The organism is Endozoicomonas sp. ISHI1, assembly GCF_024606225.1.
In the GTDB taxonomy this organism is placed as follows: domain Bacteria; phylum Pseudomonadota; class Gammaproteobacteria; order Pseudomonadales; family Endozoicomonadaceae; genus Endozoicomonas_A.
Genome location: NZ_JAGRPU010000025.1, coordinates 1 through 16835, shown reverse-complemented (window position 1 = coordinate 16835; position 16835 = coordinate 1). Strand labels below are relative to the sequence as shown.

General features: G+C 48.6%; 11 protein-coding genes. 1 reads left to right on the top strand and 10 read right to left on the bottom strand.

The features are described 5' to 3' along the window. Positions 1 to 36: 36 nt before the first annotated feature. The 10 genes from KBW69_RS15635 to KBW69_RS15590 all read right to left on the bottom strand — a co-directional run bounded on the left by KBW69_RS15635 (position 37) and on the right by KBW69_RS15590 (position 16700). Complete coding sequence (locus tag KBW69_RS15635) at positions 37 to 1581, bottom strand: hypothetical protein (protein WP_257253555.1); 1545 nt, start codon at positions 1579 to 1581, stop codon at positions 37 to 39. A 66-nt stretch (positions 1582 to 1647) separates the two neighbouring features. Then, a complete protein-coding gene (locus KBW69_RS15630) occupies positions 1648 to 3549 on the bottom strand; it encodes a hypothetical protein (protein ID WP_257281455.1) in 1902 nt (633 codons plus the stop codon). A gap of 410 nt (positions 3550 to 3959) precedes the next feature. After that, complete coding sequence (locus tag KBW69_RS15625) at positions 3960 to 5897, bottom strand: hypothetical protein (RefSeq protein WP_257281454.1); 1938 nt, start codon at positions 5895 to 5897, stop codon at positions 3960 to 3962. 126 nt (positions 5898 to 6023) lie between these two features. Next, entirely contained in the window at positions 6024 to 8210 is a 2187-nt protein-coding gene (locus tag KBW69_RS15620; RefSeq protein WP_257281453.1) for a hypothetical protein, read from the bottom strand. Between the two features lie 128 nt (positions 8211 to 8338). Then, positions 8339 to 10147: a hypothetical protein gene (locus KBW69_RS15615; protein ID WP_257281452.1), complete on the bottom strand. Its 1809-nt coding sequence runs from the start codon at positions 10145 to 10147 to the stop codon at positions 8339 to 8341. A 66-nt stretch (positions 10148 to 10213) separates the two neighbouring features. Next, on the bottom strand, positions 10214 to 11977 hold the full coding sequence (locus KBW69_RS15610) for a hypothetical protein (protein WP_257281451.1): 1764 nt from the start codon (positions 11975 to 11977) through the stop codon (positions 10214 to 10216). 93 nt (positions 11978 to 12070) lie between these two features. Then, positions 12071 to 13642, bottom strand: coding sequence for a hypothetical protein (locus KBW69_RS15605; RefSeq protein WP_257281450.1), 1572 nt, complete (start codon positions 13640 to 13642; stop codon positions 12071 to 12073). A 187-nt stretch (positions 13643 to 13829) separates the two neighbouring features. Next, positions 13830 to 14765, bottom strand: coding sequence for a hypothetical protein (locus KBW69_RS15600; RefSeq protein WP_257274583.1), 936 nt, complete (start codon positions 14763 to 14765; stop codon positions 13830 to 13832). A gap of 197 nt (positions 14766 to 14962) precedes the next feature. Continuing rightward, complete coding sequence (locus tag KBW69_RS15595) at positions 14963 to 15337, bottom strand: hypothetical protein (protein ID WP_257274582.1); 375 nt, start codon at positions 15335 to 15337, stop codon at positions 14963 to 14965. Between the two features lie 502 nt (positions 15338 to 15839). Beyond that, positions 15840 to 16700: a hypothetical protein gene (locus KBW69_RS15590; RefSeq protein WP_257281449.1), complete on the bottom strand. Its 861-nt coding sequence runs from the start codon at positions 16698 to 16700 to the stop codon at positions 15840 to 15842. Between the two features lie 14 nt (positions 16701 to 16714). On the opposite strand from KBW69_RS15590, the gene KBW69_RS15585 reads away from it, so the two are divergent. After that, on the top strand, positions 16715 to 16835 hold a 121-nt coding region (locus KBW69_RS15585), incomplete at its 3' end, for a helix-turn-helix domain-containing protein (RefSeq protein WP_257281476.1).

The following is a 16835-nucleotide window of genomic DNA, read 5'->3' as shown; positions in this document are numbered from 1 at the left end:
CCCCAGGAGAGGATTGAGACTTAGTTCCGCTCTTCATTAAAAAGGTTTGCGCTTTCGATGTATTCTTCTGTGATCCGTCAGAGCGTGAGCATTCTTGCAGACCTTCCCGCATGGCCTTGGCTGGCCGTCCTTTCCAACTACTGTTATCTCGCAGGTTTGTTGCGCGGTGTGGTCTCTTATTTTGTGATACGACAGGCTTTGAGCGTTCTTGCAGATCTTCCCGCATGGCCAGAGCTGGCTATCATCCTCTCGAACTAATGTTACGTCACAAGTTTGTTGCCCGGTGTGGTCTCTTTTTTTGTGATATGACAGAGTTCCAGCGTTCTTGTAAACCTTCCTGCATGGTCGTGGCTGGCCATCCTTCCCAACCACTGTTAAGTCACAGGTTTTTTGCCCAGTGTGGTAGGTTCTCTTATGATTAGCAAGGGCCCTGGTATTCTTATAGACCTTCCCGCATTGCCGTTCCTGGCCATCCTTCCCGGCCATTGTCTCGACACAGGTTCGTTGACTGTCGCGGTCTCCTCTTTTGTAATTTGACAGGGCTTGTTGGCAATGGATAGCCCCTCCGGAAGGAAGACAACCTGAAGCTGAAGTCTCTATTGGGCGTTTGGAATGGCTGTGCGAAGAGGAAGTCCCGTTTTCTTCTGGAAGGTTATGATGACTCAGGCTGAGTAAACCGTGGACGATAATCGAGTCATTAGCGGAGACAGTCAATTTTCGATGCTCTGTGACACACTCATTGAGTGACCCGGCGGGGTGAGTTGTACCGGCTGCTTCTGCACTCATTGAATGTGTAGGGTTAGCTGTTGGACTTGCCACGGAAATCATCGTCCCTTTTGAGGCTCCCCTGCTATCCGATGCTGGTCGGAAACTACAAACGCCAAAACAGGGAAAGATGAAACAATTGAAACCCAAAGTATGCAGAAGTGAATGAGGTTCTCCGTCACCGCCGCCATAAACAGAATACAGGAGGTTAGTAAAATAACCTCTGGGTGCGTGGGTGACTTCGGGAGCCTGCTGGCCGGGTGATTCTGGTGGCTGGTGTGATTGTTGGTTATGTTCAGAGCCAGCCACCATAGTGATGGCAAACCCCTCTCCCAGCATAGAAGTTATCTCTTTTTGCTCGGTTGGGTTAAACAACGGTAAATCGAGGTTATGAGAGTTTTTAAAAAGCCAAAGGACAGTGATAGCTGCTGCTAAAGGTAGCCATGAATAAAGGTTGGATTTTAGTGGCTTAACATTGGTGTTCAGGGTCAGTTTGTAACCCACCAGCAGGTGAGAGGCGTAAAGTAGCTGCCATGAAATCGATTCAATAAGGCGTGTTTTTATCCCGTAACTGTTAACTTGGTGTCGTTTGTCATAAGGCGGTGAATCTGAATCAGTGCATCCGTTTGGGTTAGCTATGCCTGGCGGGGCCGACAATATTCGCAAGCCAGGCTTTATAGAAAAGCTCTGTTTTGGAAACAATTCATTCTTTTGAATCTCGACAATAAAACGCTCTGTTAACGCTTCGGCCTGAAAGGCGACAGACAATATCGATATCAGCAACATCAGAGCTGCAATGGATGAGTGTTTAATCATTCTATCCCTGCATTCTAATTTATAGAGAGGAAGAATAGATCAACTCATGATAAGGCGAGTGTCAGATCAAGGATCGAGGTTACCGCTCTGGTTTATATCAACATGCTTGCGTTTTCGATGTATCCTTTTATGTTGCGTCAGGTCATGAGCATTCCAGCAGACTTTTCCACATCGCCGCTGCCGACCATCTTTTTCGATCACTGGAAAATCACAGGTACATTGACCGCTGTGTGCTTTTCTTTTGTGCTTCGTAATGGCATCAGCATTCTCAAACACCAACCCGCATGACCGCGGCTGGCCATCTTCCCCGATCACCGGTGCGTTACAGGTTTTTTGCCCCCTATGATATCCGCTTTTGTGAGACGACAGGACTCCGGCATTCTTGCAGACTATCCCACATGGCCGCGGCTGACCGTCCTCCCCGGTCACTGTTTTGTCGCAAGTTTGTGGTTTGCTGTGGATCTTGCTTTTGTGAGCCGACAGGGCTCCGGCATTCTTGCAGAGCATCCCGCATGGCTGCGGCTCGCCATCCTCCCCGACCACTTTTAAGTCACAGGCTTTCTGCACGGTATGCGCTCTTCTTTTGTGATCTGACAGGGCTCTGGCATTCTCAAATAATATCCCGCACGGCCGCGGTTGTTCACCTTCCCAGCTGACCATTACGTCACAGTTTTTTTGCCCTGTGTGGTATCCGGTTTTGTGTGCCGAAAGGGTTCCTGCATTCTTGCAGACTACCCCGCATGGCCGTGGCTTGCCATCCTTCCCGACCACTGTCACGGCACAGGATTGTTGTCCGCTGTGAGTGCCTCTTTTGTGATCCGACAGGGATTTAGTACTCTTGAAGACTTTTCCGCATGTTTGCTGCTGACCACCCTTACCGATCACGGTCACGTCACAGGTTCTTTGGCTGAAGTGGTCTCTTCTTTTGTGCTTCGACAGGGTCTGTTGGCGCTGGTTACCCCCTTTGGAGGGGAGACAACCCAAAGATGAAGTCTCCAATGGAGGAGTGAAATGATTAGGTGTAAAGGAAATCTCGCTCTTTTCGGGAAGACTGTGACTACTGAGACTGAGTAAAGCAGTGATTATAACTGAGTCGTTAGGGCTGACAGGTAAATTCCGTTGCATTGGTACTTCATCATTGTTTGTCCCGGCAGGGGCAGTTGCACAGGCTGCTTCTGCATTCATTGAGTGTGAAGGGTTAGCTGTCGAACTTTCCCGGGAATTCACCGTCCAGTCTGTGACTCCCCTGTTATCTGATGATGGTCGGAAACTACAAACGCCATGACAGGGAAAGACGAAACAATTTTCACTCAAAGTATGTAGAAGTTGAGGAGGGCCTTCGTTACCTCCGGCATAGTCAGAATACAGGAGGTTAGTAAAATAACCTTTAGGTTGATGGGTGGCTTCAGGGGCTTGTTGGCTGGTTGATTCTGATGGCTGGTGTGACTGCTGGTTATTACCCGAGCCAGGCTTCATAGCGTTGATGGCAAACGGGTTAACCTGATGCACCTCTTTTTGTTCGATCGGTTTGAACGGCGTTGAATCAGGGTTCCAAAAGCTTTTTAAAAGCCAACCGACTGTAACAACGGCTTTCGAATGTTGCAATGAATAAGGGGGGGAAATGAGTGGACTATCTTTGGAGGTCAGGATCAGTTCGTAACCCACCAGCAGGTAAGTGTCGTAAAGCCACTGACACGAAATCGATTCAATTATGGTCGTTTTTAACCCGTAAACTGGTTGGTCATCAGACGGCGAATCCTGTCTTGCACAGCCTTCTGTATCAGCAATATCTGGCGGGTTGTTGGGGAGTGTATGCTGGTCATACTTTATGGAAATGCTCTCGTTTGGAAACAGTGCACTCTGTTTAAGCTCGACAATAAAACGTTCTGTCGACGGTTCGGCCTGACAGATGACAGAAAACAAAAATATCAGTAAAAGCAGCGCAAAAGAGAGTGGTTTTTTAATCATTTTATTCTTACATTCTTGTTTATCCAGAGGAATGATAGGTCAAGCAGATAAAAGACAGCCCGAAGCATAAGTCCCTATGCTTCCATGCTCATTGGTTATGCAGGATTGCCTGTCGAACTAGCCAGGGAATCACCCAATCACTGGCAAAGCATCTTAAAACCTCTTGGCTGGCATCCATAGCGTATTGGCCTTGTTGCGCTGGTCATTTTTGGCCTCTTCCAGATGGATTCAGTCAACCTGTCCCGTATTGCCCGAACTATGGGGCGCGGTATCGAAATCGACTCCAGGCGTAAACGCTTCATTTCTCCAGCTGTTTTTCGCGGATAATGGCCGACTCCATCTTTTCATGTTGCTCAAAGTAAACCAGCATGTGAACGTTATATTCTGCTCGTGAAAGAGTGGGGATCAGATCAAAGGCCGGAGTCATCGTCCTGAACCACATCAACAGGCTTGCGTTTTTGATGATATCTCTTGTGATTGTATAGGACTTGAGCATTGTTGCAGACTTTCCCGCAAGGCCGCTGCAGACCATCCTCCCCGACCACGGTTACGTCACAGATTTTTTGTCCGCTGTGGTATCTGCTTTTGTGGACCGACAGGTTTGGAATGCTGTTGCAGACCTGACCGCATGGCCGCGGTTGGCCATCCGCCCCGATGATGGTTGCGTTACAGGTCTGTTGTTGACCGTGGACTTTATTTTTGTGAATCCTCAGGGCGTGAGCACTTTTGCAGACCGTCCCGCATGGTTGCGTCCGGCCATCCTCCCCGACCAAGGTTATGTCACAGTTTTTTTGCCCGGAGTGTTCTCTGCTTTTGTGAGACCACAGAGCTTTAGTATTCTTGCAGACCGTGCCGCATGGTCGCTGCTGGTGGTCCTCTGTGACCACGGTCACGTCACAGGTTTGTTGCCCACTGTGAGTTCTGTTTCTGTGATCAGACAGGGCTTTAGTACTCCTGCAGACCTGCCCGCATGACCGCAACTGGCCATTCTCTGTGAACACTGCGACGTTGCAGGTTTTTTGCCCGGTGGCGTGGTCTCTTCTTTTGTGATCCTCCAAAGCTCGAACACTTTTGTAAACCTTCTCGCATGGTAGCTGCTGACCATCCTTTGTGACCAATGTCAGGTCGCAGGTTTGTGGCCCGGTGTGCTCTTTTCTTTTGTGATACAACAGAGCATTAACATTCTTGCAGACCCTGCTACATGACTGCTTTTGGCCATCCTCCCCGACCACTTTCTCGTCACAGGTTTGTTCCCCGGTGTGGCCTCCTCTATTGAGATTCGACAGGACTTTTTGGCAAAGGGTACCCCTTCTGGAAGCGAGGCAGACGAGAGGTGAAGTCCCCATTATGGGTGTGAAATGGGTATGTGAAAAGGAAGTTTCTGTTTCTTCTGGAAGACGCTGTTTATGTAGATTGAGCAACCCGTGGATTATAATCCAGTCATCAGAGGTGATTGGCAAATTTCTGTGCATTGTCACAGCATAATTGTGAGGGCCGGGTGGTTCAGTTGTATAGACTGCCTCTGCACTTATTGAGCGTGTGGGGTTGTCTGTCGAACTTTCTTCGGAATTTAGCGGCCATTCAGCGAGCTCTCTGTCAACGATTGGTGATCGGAAACAACAAACGCCACGACAGGGAGAAATAAAACAATTTAAATCCAAAGTATGCTGAGGTTGTTGAGGGCTCCTGTTACCATCGGCTGAGTCAGAGTGCATAGGGCTGATGAAAGTGCCTGTAAGTTGGGGTTTTGCCCCTGAGACTCGCTTGCCGAATGATTCTGATAGCGATTGTGATTGTTGGTTATGTCCAGAGCCAAGCACCATATTGATGTAGGTAAAAGGATTATCCCTCCGTGTCAGCATGGATGTTGCCTCTTGTCGGCCGAACGAACTAAACGACAGTAGATTTTTATAATAGCTTTTTAAAAGCCAGCCGACAGAGACAAGCACTTCAGCAATTAGCCATGAATAAGGTTTGGCGCTCAGAGGGGCGTCTTTGTTAGTCAGGATCAGTTCGTAACCCATCAGAAGATGTGTGGCATAAAGCCATTGCCACGAAATCGACACAATAAGGTTCTTTTTTACCCCATAACCTGATTGATCATCAGGCGTCGAATCTATTCCTGCATAGTTGTTTGGATCTGCAATGTCTGACGGGTTGCCCGTTAAAGTATGCCGGGCCCGTTTTATAGAAAAGCTCTGGTTTGGAAAAGCTGCCTTCTGTTCAATCTCGACAATAAAATGTTCTGTCCAGGGTTCTGCCTGACAAACGACAGACAACAACAATGACAGCAACAGTATTAACAACAATATCAGCAGCAGTGCCGTAAAGAGTGAGTGCCTAAACATTCTATCCTTGCATTCTGTTGGGTAGACAGGAAGGATAGATCAGGATAATCAGTCTGTTTTCCTGACAAAGACCTTCTTAAAAAGCCAAAGGTTGCTACGGGGCAAAACGTCATGAAAAGTCGGGTGTTAATTATTTGATTTACCTTTTTTAGGACTGCGGTCATTATTCTGGTTCACATCAACAGGCTTGCGTTTTCGATGACATCTTTTGTGAGCCGACAGGGCTTTAGTATTCTTGAAGATCTTCCCACATGACCGCTGCAGCCCATCATCCCCAACCAGGGTACGGCTACAGGTCTGTTGTTTGCTGTGGTTGCTTCTTTTGTGATTCGACAAAGCTTGAGCATTTGTGCAAATCTTCCCGCATGGCTGCGGCTGGCCATCTTCCCCAATCACGGTTGCGTCACAGGTTTTTTGCCCGCTGTGTTGTCCGCTTTTGTGAGATGACAGAGTGGTAACATTTTTGCATAAGATCCCGCATGGCCGCGGCTGACCATCCTCCCCTACGACGGTTACGTCACAGGCTTGTTGCCCAGTGTGGTCTCTGCTTTTGTGACCCGACAGGGCTTGGGTACTCTTGCAGATTATCCCGCATGGTCGCCGTTGACCATCCTCTGTGACCACGGTCACATTGCAGGTTTGTTGCCCGCTATGGGCTTTTCGTTTGTGATCCGCCAGGAATCGGGCATTCTTGTATACCGTCCCGCACGGTCGCTGCTTCCCATCCTCTCCGGTCATGGTTACATGGCAGGTTTTTTGCCCGGTATGGTATGAACTTTTGTGAACCGACAGGGCTAAAGCATTCCCGGAAACTTTTCCGCATGGCCGTTGCTGACCATCTTTCCCGACGACTGTTATCTGACAGGTTTGTTGTCCAGTGTGCTCTCTTTTTTTGTGAGATAACAGGTCATAACTATTCTTGCAGATCCTCCCGCATGATCGCTGCTGACCATCCTTTGTGAACACGGTCAAGTCGCAGTTTTTTTGCCCGCTGTGGACTTTTCTTTTGTGCTCCGCCAGGAATCGAGCATTCTTCAAGACCATCCCGCACGGCTGTAGCTGACCATCCTCCCTGACCACAGTCAAACCACAGGTTTTTTGCCCGGTGTGGTATGAGCTTTTGTGAACCGATAGGGCCCGAGCATTTCTGCAGACTTTTCTGCATGGTTGCCGCTGGCCATTCTCCCCGACCACGGTCACGTCACAGCTTTGTTGCTCGATGTGGTCTCTTTTTTTGTGATTCGACAGGGCTCCATGGCAATGGGTAGCCTCTGCGGAAGGAAGACAATCCGATGGTAAAATCTCCATTGGGCGTGTCAAATGGGTAGGCATACAGGCAATCGTAGTTTCTTCGGGGCGATGATGGCCACGCAGATTGAGTAAGCCATCGATTATAATCCACTCATCAGAGGTGGCAGGCAAATTCAGGCGGCTTGTTACGTCATTGTTGATTGGCCCGGCAGAGTCATTTGTGCAGGCTGCCTTTGCGCTCATTGAGAGCGGAGAGTTGCCTGTTGAACATTCTCCGGCGTTCAACGGACATTCAGCGGATTCTCTGCTATAGGAAGATGGTCGGAAATTGCAAACGCCATGACAGGGAGAGACAAAACAATTTAAATCCAAAGTATGTTGAGGTTGTTGAGGGCCTCTGTTACCACTGCCAGAGTCAGTGTGCACGAGACTGGTGAAAATGCCTGTAAGTTGTGGCATTGCTCCTGAGACTTGCTCGCCGGTTGATTCTGATAGGGAGTGTGATTGTTGGTTGCGTCCAGAGCCAAGCACCATAGTGATGCAGGCAAACGGCTCATCCCCCAGCGTCAGTATGGATGTTGCTTCTTGCTGGCAGATCATAATATACGACATTGGTTTTTTTTTAATATAACTTTTTAAGAGCCAGCCAACGGCAAGAACCACTTCTGCAGGTAGCCATGAAAAAGAGTTGGCGCTCAGAGGGGCGTCTTTGGTGGTCAGGATCTGTTCGTAACCCACCAACAGATGAGTGGTATAAAGCCATTGCCACGAAATCGACCCAATAAGGTTCGTTTTTTCCCTGTAAACTGCTTGGTCATCATGAAGTGAATCCATTTCTGAATAGCCGTTTGCGTTGCCAGTATCTGACGGTTTTCCTGGCAGAGTATGTCGGTCAGGTAATATAAAAAAGTTCTGGTTTAGAAACACTGCGTTGTGTTCAAGCTCGACAATAAAATGTTCACTCAACGGTTCGGCCTGACAGACGACGGGCAACAATATCAACAACAGCATTATCAGCAACAGCGGTGTTGCGAAGAGTGACTGTCTAATCATTCTATCCATGCATTCTGGTGGCTAGAGAGGGAGGATAGATCAAGAAAATAAGTCTGTTTTCTATCAAAAATCGTTTGTTAAAAGCCAAAGGTGGCACCGAGAAAAATGTCATTGAAGTCACGTACCGGATCAGATCGTTACTTATTCAATTTAGCTTTTTCAGGACTGGGGTCATCATTCCGGGTTACATCAACAGGCTTGCGTTTTCGATGAATTCTTTTGTGACTAGACAGTGATTTGGTATCATTGCAGACCTTTCCGCATGGCCGCAGCAGACCATCTTCCCCGATCACTCCTGCGTCACAGGTTTGTGGCCCGCAATGGTCTCTTTTTTTGTGATTAGACAAGGCCTGAGCATTATTACAGACCTTCCCGCATGGTCGGGGCTGGCCATCCTTTCCTATCACCGCCATGTCACAGTTTTTTTGTCCGGAGTGGTATCCGCTTTTGTGAGACGATAGGGCTTGAGCATTCTTGCTGATCTTCCCGCATGGTCGCGGCTGGCCATCCTCTCCAAACACGGTCACGTCACAAGATTTTTGTCCTGCATGATTTCTGCTTTTGTGAAGCGACAAATCTTGAACATTTTTGAAGACCGCCCCGCAAGGTCGCAGCTGACCATCCTCACTGACCACTGTTACGTTGCAGTTTTGTTGCTTGCTGTGGAATTTTCTCTTGTGATACCACAGGGTTTTAGCATTCTTACAGACGATCCCGCACCGTCGCTGCTGACCGTCATTCCTGACCAGAGGTACTTCACAGGTTTTTTGCCCGGTGTGGTATGAGCTTTTGTGAACCAATAGGGCTTCAGTATTCTTGCAGACTCTTCCAGATGGTCGCTTCAGGCCATCTTCCCTAACCAGGCTCACGTCACAGTCTTTTCGTCCGATGTCGTTTTTTCTCCTATGATTCGACAGGTCATGTTGGTAATGGGTAGCCCCTTCGGAAGGAGGGTAGCCTGAAGATGAACTCTCCATTGGACGTGTCAAATTGGAATGCGTACTGGAAAGCCCCATTTCTTCGGGAAGGCTGTGACCACGCAGATTGAGTAAACAATTGACTATAAACCAGTCGTTAGCGGTGAAAGGCAAATTCCCGTGCGCTGTCACATCATTATTGATTCGCTCTGCAGAGTCAGTGATAGGGCCAGCTTCTGCACTCATTGAGAGTGCAGGTTTGCCTGTCGAACTTTCTGCCGGGTTCAGCGGCCATTCAGTGGTTCCTCTGTCATCGGATGAAGGTCGGAAAGTACAAAAGCCATGACAGGGAAGGACGAAACAATTTAAACCCAGAGTATGTAGGGATGGTTGAGGGCCTCCGTTACCACTGCCAGAGCCAGAATACATGAGGCCAGTGAAAGAGCCAGCAAGGTGGAAGGCGTTTTCCGGGATACGCTGTCCCGATGATTCTGATGGCAGGTTAAGTGGTCGGTTATCTCCAGAGTCAGGCACCATAGTGATGGAGACAAACAGGTGATCCTGACTCACTTCTTGTTGTTCGATCGCGTTAAACGACGCTGAATAGGGGGGGCAATAGTTTTTTAAAAGCCAACCGATTATGATAACCATTTCTACAGGTAGCCATGAATAAGGGGTAGAGCTCAGAGCGGCGTCTTTGGAAGTCGGGGTCAGTTCGTAGCCCACGTACAATTGTTTGGCGTAAAGCAAACACCATGAAATTGACTCAATGATGGTTGTTTTTGCTCGGTAATCAGGTTCTTTATCAGGCGGTGAAGCCAGTCTTGCATAGCCGTATGTGTCTGCGATGCCTGATGGGTTGACTGGCAATCTATGCTGGTCACGCCTTATAAAAAAGCTCTGATTTGGAAACACTGTCTTCTGTTCAAGCTCAACAATAAAACGTTCTCTCTGCGGTTCGCCCTGACAAACGACAGCCAGCAATAATATCGGAAAAATCCGCGCCACAATGAGTGAGTGTTTAATCATTCTATCCATGTAATCTAATTTATAGGGAGGAAGGATAGATCAGCTCATTAAAAGGCGGGTTTCAGATCAGCGACTGAGGTCAACTTTTTGATCCTCATCAACAGGCTTGCGTTTTCGATGACGCCTTTTGTGAGTTAACAGGGCTCTTGCATGCTTGCAAACCGCTCCGCACGCACGCTGCTGACCATCCTTCCCCAGTACGGACATATCACAGGTTTTTTGCCCGCTGTGGTATTTGCTTTTGTGAGACGAGAAGGATTCAGCATTCTTGCAGACCTTACCGCATGGCCGCGGTTGGCCATCCGCCCCGATGATGGTTGCGTCACAGGTTTGTTGTTGACCGTGGACTTTATTTTTGTGAATCCTCAGGGCGTGAGCATTTTTGCAGACCGTCCCGCATGGCTGCGTCCGGCCATCCTCCCCGACCAGGGTTACGTCACAGTTTTTTTGCCCGGAGTGTTCTCTGCTTTTGTGAGACCACAGAGCTTTAGTATTCTTGCAGACCGTGCCGCATGGTCGCTGCTGGTGGTCCTCTGTGACCACGGTCACGTCGCAGATTTGTTGCCCACTGTGAGCTCTGTTTCTGTGATCAGACAGGGCTTTAGTACTCCTGCAGACCTGCCCGCATGACCGCAACTGGCCATTCTCTGTGAACACTGCGACGTTGCAGGTTTTTTGCCCGGTGGCGTGGTCTCTTCTTTTGTGATCCTCCAAAGCTCGAACACTTTTGTAAACCTTCTCGCATGGTCGCTGCTGACCATCCTTTCCATCCACGGTTACGTCACAGATTTTTTGTCTGATGCGGTCTTTTTTTTTGTGACTCGTCAGGGTGTGTTGGTAATAAGCAGCCCTTCCGGAAGGAAGATAACCCGAAGGTGAAGTCTCCACAGGGCATGTCAAATGGGTAGGTGTAGGGGAAATCCCGATTCCTTTGATAAGGCTTTGGCCACTTAGATTGAGTAACCCATTGACTATTAACCAGTCGTCAGCCGTGAAAGGCACATTCCCTTGCTTTGTTACATTATCCTTGAGTAGCTCGGTAGGACCATTTGTAAAGACTGCTTCTGCACTCATTGAGAGTGTAGGATTGCTTGCCGAACTTTCTGCTGAATTCAGCAGCCATTCAGTGGGCCCTCTGCTATCGGATAAGGGTCGGAAGGCACAAATGCCACGACAGGGAAGGACGAAACAATGTAAACCCAGACTATGCAGAGGTTGTTGAGGGCCTCTTTTACCGTCGCCAGTGCCAGCACACTGGTGGAGGCTAGTGAAAGAGCCTGAAGGTTGGGAGGTGGTTTTCGGGGTTTGCTGCCACGATGATTCTGATGACTGGTACGATGGTTGGTTATTTGTGGGGCCAGGTACTACGGTGATGGAGGCAAATGGGTGATCCTGACTCACTTCCTGTTGTTCGATCGGGTTAAACGACGGTGAATAGCTCCAATAGTTTTTTAAAAGCCAACCGACTGCGATAAACACTTCTGCAGGTAACCATGAATAAGGGTTGGTACTCGCAGAGGCGTCTTTGGTGGTGAGGGTCAGTTCGTAGCTCGAGGGCAGATGAGTGGCGGAAAGCGACAGCCATGATATTGAGTCAATGATGGTTGTCTTTGCCCTGTAATCTCGTGTTTCATCAGGCGTCGAATCCAGTCTTGTCTGGCCGCTTGTGGCTGCAATGTCTGACGAGTTGCCCGGCAAGATATGCTGGCTAAGCTTTATAGAAAAGTTCTGGTTTGGAAACACTGACTTTTGTTCAAAATCGACAATAAAGTATTCTTTCCACGGTTCGGCCTGACAGACGACAGAGGACAATAATATCAGAAACAGCATTTCGGTAAAGAGTGAGTGTTTAATCGTTCTATCCCTGCGTTCTGATTTATAGACAGGAAGGATAGATCACTTCAAGAAAGATTGGGTGTCAGATCAATGACTGAGGTCAACGTTCTGATCCGTATCAACAAGCTTGCGTTTTCGATGACTTCTTTTGTGATTAAACAGGGCTTGCGAACTGATGCAGACCACCCCACATGGCCGCAGCTGACCAATGTCACTGACCACGGTCACGTCACAGATTTTTTGCCCGCTGTGGCTCTTTCTTTTGTGATCGGACAGGGCTTTAGCATTCTTGTAGATTTTCCCACATGGCTGCGGCCGGCCATCCTTCCCGAATACTGTGCGGTCACAGCTTTTTTGTCCGCTATGGTCTCTTCTTCTGTGATCGGATAAAACTTGAGTGTTTTTGCAAATCTTTCCGCATGGTCGCGGCTGGCCATCCTCCCCGACTGTCGTTGTCTGGCAGATTTTTTGCCCACTGTGGTATTTGTTTTTGTGATCCGACAGAGCATGAGGACTTTTGCAGGTTCTTCCGCATGGCCGCGGCTGGCCATTCTTCCCGATTACGTTTGCGTCACAGGTTTGTGGCCCGGTATGGTCTCTTCTCTTTTGATTCGAGTGGGCTTGTTGATAATGGCCAGGGCCTTCGGAAGGGAGGTAGCCCGGAGTTGATGTTGCCACTGGGCGTTCGAAATGGGTAGCCGAACAGGAAATCCAGATTGCTTCTGGAAGATTACAGCTACGCAGGTTGAGTAACCCATCGATTATAATCCAGTCTTCAGGGGTGATAGGCAAATTCCTGTGCATTGTCGTAGCATAATTGGGTCCGGCTGAGTCTGTTGCGTAGACTGTGCCTGAACTGATTGAATTTGCAAGGTTGCCTGCCGAACTCTCTTCGGAATTCAGCGGCCATTTAGCGGGCCATCTGCTATTAGATGATGATCGAAAGATACAAACGCCACGACAGGGAAAGACGAAACAATTTAAACCCAAAGTATGCGGGGGTTGTTGAGGGCCTCTGTTACCGCCGCCAGAGTCAGAATGCAGGGATCTGCTGACGGTGCCTGCAAGTTGAGTTGTCACTCCAGAGACTTGCTCGTCGGATGATTCTGATAGCGGGTATGGTTGTTGATTATGTCCAGAGCCAGGCACCATAATGATGGTAGCAAACAGATGATCCCCCTGTGTCAGCTTAGATGTTGCTTCTTTTTGTTTAATCGTATTAAACGACGAGGAATATAGGAGCCAATAGCTTTTTAAAAACCAACCGACAGCGATAACCACTTCCAGAGGAAGCCATGAATGAAGCGTGTTACTCAGAGGGGCTTCTTCGATGTTTAGGGGCAGTTCGTAACCTAAAAGCAGATGAGTGGTGTAGATTGATCGCCACGAAATCGATTCAATAATGGTCGCTTTTATCCCGTAAAATGATTGATCATCAGGCGGCAAATCCTGTGCTGCGCAGCCGTTTGTATCGACAATATCTGACGGGTTGACCGGCAAGGTATGCTGGACATCCTTTATAGAAAAGCTCTGGTCTGTAAACACTGCCTTATGTTCAGGCTCGACAATAAAACGTTCTGTCCACGGTTTGGCCTGACAGACGACAGATAACAATAATATCAGCAACAGCAGTGTCTCAAAGGGTGAGTTTTTAAGCATTCTATCCGTGCATTCTAATTTATAGAGAGGAAGGATAGATCACCTCATGAAAAGGCGGGTGTCAGATCAACGACTGAGGTTATCGTCCTGATCCGCATCAACAGGCTTGCGTTTTCGGTATTTTCTTTTGTGATCTGTCAGGGTTTACTGGCACTGGGATAAACTTTATGAAGGGGCAGTTGTCAGATCAGGGATTGAGATCATCGTTCTGGTGCTCACCAACAGGCTTACGCTTTCGATGTACTCTTCTGTGATCCGACAGGGTATGAATAGTCTTGAATATTTTGCCGCATGGCCGCTGTTGGCCATCCTCTCCGATAACCATTACGTTGCAGGTTTGTTGCGTGGAATGGTGTCTGGTTTTGTGATACGACAGTGTTCGAGCGTTTTTGTGAACTATCCCACATGGTCGCCGCTGGCCATCTTCTCCAATCACTGTTACGTTACAGGTTTTTTGCCCAGTGTGGTATCTGCTTTTGTGAGACCCCAGGGCTTGAGCACTCTGATAGACCTTTCCGCACGGACGTGGTCGACCATCCCTCCCGTCCACTATTATGTCACAGGTTTGTTGCCCCGTGTGCGCTTTGCTTCTGTGATTCCACAGGGCTCTGATATTGATGCAGACCGTCCCGCATGGCTGCAGCTGGTCATCCTCCCCGACCACAGGCACGTCACAGGTTTGTTGTCCGGTGTGATCTCTGTATCTGTGTTCCATCAGGCTGCAGAGACTCTTGCAGACCTTCCCGCATGGCCTCGGCTTTCTATCCTGCCCAACTACAGTCACCTTACAGCTTTGTTGCCCGCTATGCTGGCTGCTTTTGTGAGACGACAGGCTTCTTGCACTCCTGAAGACCCCGCCGCATGGCCGTGACCGGCCATCCTCTTCGACTACGTTTACTTGACAGATTTTTGGCTTGATATGGCACCTGCTTCTGGGATCCAACAGAGCTTGCTGGCTATGGGGAGCTTCTGCCAAAGGAAGACAGCCCGAAGGCGGAGTCCCTATTGTACGTTCCAAATGGATAACAGGTGCAGAGGCAATCCCGGTTTCTTCGGGGTGACTGTGATTATGCAACTTGAGTAACCCGTTGATTATAACCCAGTCATCAGGGTTGGTTGGCAAATTTCTCTCGATTGTTACATCATAATTGGGTGTTCCGGCAGGGTCAGTCGCATAGACTGTCCCTGCAATTATTGAGTGTGTAAAGTTGTCTGTTGAACTTTCTGTAGCATTCAGCGTCCATTCATCAGGCTCGTTGCTAATGGATGAGGATCGGAAACCACAAGCACCATGACAGGGAAAGACGAAACAATTTAAACCTAAAGTATGTTGAGGGGCTGTTGAGGGCCTCCGTTACCGCGGCCATAGTAAGAACACAGCTGGCGGTTGAAAGTGCCCGTGAGTTGGGTCGTTGCTCCCGAGACTTGCTCGCCGGATGATACTAATAGCGGATGTGGTTGCTGGCTGTGTTCAGAGCCAGGCTCCATAGTGATGGTAGCAAACGGGTGATCCCCCCTTGTCAGCATTGATGCTGCTGAATGTTGTCTGATCGATTTAAATGACAGTGAGTCATGCTTCCAATAACTTTTCAAAAGCCAGATAACGACAACAACTACTACTTCTACAGGTAGCCATGAATAAGATTTGGAGCTGAAAAGGGTTTCTTCGGTCGCCAGGAAAAGTTCGTAACCCATCAGCAGACGCGTGGCGTAAAACCATTGCCACGAAATCGACTCAATAATGGTCGTTTTTACCCCATAATCGCCCGGTCTCTGTCGTTTCTCATGGGGCGGTGAATCCGATCCTTCATAGTCGTTTGTGTTGGCTATATCGGGCGTTTTTTTTTGTCGGTGTATGCCGATCGCGCTTTACAGAAAAGTTCTGGTTTGAAAACACTGCATTGTGTTCAAACTCGACAATAAAGCGTTCTGTCAAAAGTTCGGCCTGACAGACAACTGGCAACGATATCAGCAAAAGCGTTAGCGGCAACAGCGGTGCTGCGAAGAGTGAGTGTCTAATAATTCTATCCTTGCATTTTGGTGGATGGAGAGGAAGGATAGATCAAGAAAATAAGTCTGTTTTCTATCAAAGATCTTTTGCTAAAAACTGAAGGTAGCACCGGGAAAAACGTCATTGAAGTCACGTACCGGGTCAGATTGTTACTTGCTCAATTTAGCTTTTTCAGGACTGGGGCCATCATTTTTGGTTTACATCAACAGGCTTGCGTTTCCGATGATTTCTTTTGTGATCCATCAGGGCCCTGATATTCTTGCAGACCCTCCCGCATGGCCGCAGCAGGCCATCTTCTGTGACCACGGTCTCGTTGCAGGCTTGCTGCCCGGTGTGGCACCTTCTTTTGTGATCCAGCAGGGCTTTGATATTTTTGCAGACCTTCCCGCATGCTCGCGGCAGGCCATCCTCCCCGACCATAGTCACTTCACAGATTTTTTCCCCGCTGTGCATGCTTCTTTTGTGATCCCATAGGGATCTGGAATTCTTGTAGACTCTTCCGCATGGCCGCAGCTGGCCATCTTCCCCGACCACGTTTAAATTACAGGTTTGTTGCCCGGTGTGCTCTCTGTTTCTGTGGTACGTCAGGGCTTGAGCATTCTTGCAGGCTGTCCCGCATGGCTGCAGCTGTCCATCCTCCCCGACCACGGTGAAGTCACAGATTTTTTGTCCTGAATGTTCTCTTCGCTTATGATCCGATAGGGCTACGATATTTTTGCAGGTCCTTCCACATCGCCTTTGCTGGCCATCTTCCCCAACCACTGTCTCGACACAGATTCGTTGCCCGGTATGGTATCTGCTTTTATGAGTCGACAGAGATTGAGAATTCTTGCAGGTCTTCCCGCAGGGGCGGGGCTGGAGATCTTCCGCAATTACGATCACGTTACAGGTTTTTTGTTCGGTGTGGTTTCTGCTTTTGTGAGTCGACAGAGCTTGAACATTCTTACCAAATTGAGCGGAAAGCCCCGTACTTCTAGTTCGGGGATGGATAGTTCGCAGTCTGAAAGACTGCCTATGCAAAATACTTGCTATATTTACAGCTTTCATTGTAAACCGTAAGCATGACTAAGCGAGCCTATAAATACCGATTCTATCCGACACCTGAGCAGAAAATACTTCTTGCTCAGTCGTTCGGTTGCGCTCGGTTTGTCTACAACAATACGCTTCGTTTTCGCACTGATG